The sequence below is a fragment of the Moorena sp. SIO4A1 genome (genome assembly GCF_010672065.1).
Classification (GTDB): domain Bacteria; phylum Cyanobacteriota; class Cyanobacteriia; order Cyanobacteriales; family Coleofasciculaceae; genus Moorena.
Genome location: NZ_JAAHHX010000641.1, coordinates 1 through 1,547, shown reverse-complemented (window position 1 = coordinate 1,547; position 1,547 = coordinate 1). Strand labels below are relative to the sequence as shown.

The following is a 1,547-nucleotide window of genomic DNA, read 5'->3' as shown; positions in this document are numbered from 1 at the left end:
TGGTCACCATGCGCAGGTAGTAACCGATATCACGGGCGCATTTTGCCTTCCCTTCAGGAGTCGAAGCGTAGTTCGGTCCTTGCATCTGCGTGGTATAGGGGAACTTTTGGTAAACTGCTTGGGCTGCACCATTAACCAGAGTCTCAGCTTTACTGGTTAAGGTTTGAGCAGCTTCCAAACTTGCAGTAGCTTGGCGAAAACGACCGAACGCACTCTGAATTTCGGCACTGCTCAGAAAGCGGCCTTGGGAGTCAGCGGTAGCTACTGCTTCAGTTAGGGGAGTTTTCATATTGTAATCTACCTCTCAAAAAAAAAGTTTTGCAAATTTTTCGTAAACGAATGCTACTGAATAATTGAACGACCAGATGGCTGTCCTAGGGTTTGGTGAAACTAGCCAACGGCAGCAGCAGCTCGATCAAAATAACCACTTAACTCAGAGATTAGAGAGCTACAGTCACCAGGAGTAATGCCAGTTCTGTCATTGGCAATGGCGATCGCAGCGTCCTTCATCTTATTGATACCTTCAGCTACAGAACCTCCAGGAACTCCCAGTGCTACATAGGTTTCCCGCAGGCCATTAAGGCAGCGGTCATCTAAAACACTGCCGTCACCAGCAAAAGTGGCATAGGTTACATAGCGAAAGACAATCTCCATATCGCGCAAGCAAGCAGCCATGCGACGGCCAGTGTAAGCATTGCCACCAGGCTGGATCAATTGGGGCTGGTCTGCAAACAGACTACGGGCAGCATTGGCTACAATTGCAGAGGCATTGCTTGTGAGTCGGTTGACCACATCCATGCGCTTATTGCTTTCAGCAACCATGCTCTTGAGGGAATCGAATTGATCGTTACTGAGATATACACCTCGGGTATCAGCTTGGGCAACCACCCGTGCAAATGCATCTAACATTAAAGTCTCTCCTTACATCTTGACTTGTATAAATCCAAAACTGGATAGTAATTGACTGCCTGCCCTACTCTGCCAAACAGCAGAGTAATGAATCAATCAGCAGCCTTGAATTACTCCAGTAGCTTCAATTCCGTTGAGCCTTCTTGTTAAGAATTTTGTAGCCTCTCTCAGAGACACAAGGTAACTCAAGGAAACTGACCCCTAACTTTTAAGTCAGGGATGCAGCGGCTTTCGGACCAAAACTATTCAAGCAAATCGTCTGTGCAGATTTTGTGCAATTATGTGATTCAATTACAAATCGTAACAATTCAGCTCTTTTGTTTTTGCCATCAAAGGGTAAAAACAAGGCTACAAAGCACTATGGATAACGGATAGAGCGTTTAGTCCTTCCTGAAAATTGAGCCGTTTGTCAGCTTTAAGAATCTTCACACGAAACTAATTATCTGACCAGTACTGAGACGATGTCTTAGGAGGTAAAGAAAGACCTGGCAGAGTTGAGTATTGTGCGATTCTCCTAGGGAGACGCTACGCGATCGCCCTATTCAGGTAGAGTTAGACGAGTGAAGATTGTTTCACAGACGGACCGGGTGATCACTGCTGAGATTACTCTTGATGTTAGGGATGGTGGTTAATTCTAG

At 45.8% G+C, this 1,547-nt stretch carries 1 protein-coding gene and 1 pseudogene; both read right to left on the bottom strand.

Features of this window, described 5'->3' with window-relative positions; all coding sequences use genetic code 11:
* Positions 1-289 (bottom strand): annotated as a pseudogene (locus F6K53_RS41470) (phycocyanin subunit alpha); the annotation flags it as partial.
* Between the two features lie 101 nt (positions 290-390).
* Entirely contained in the window at positions 391-909 is a 519-nt protein-coding gene (locus F6K53_RS41465) for a phycocyanin subunit beta (RefSeq protein ID WP_293086195.1), read from the bottom strand.
* Positions 910-1,547: the final 638 nt, after the last annotated feature.

What these genes read in the sequence shown, in the direction of transcription:
- F6K53_RS41465 (WP_293086195.1), bottom strand. Translation starts at nt 909, where the DNA reads ATGTTAGATGCATTTGCACGGGTGGTTGCCCAAGCTGATACCCGAGGT.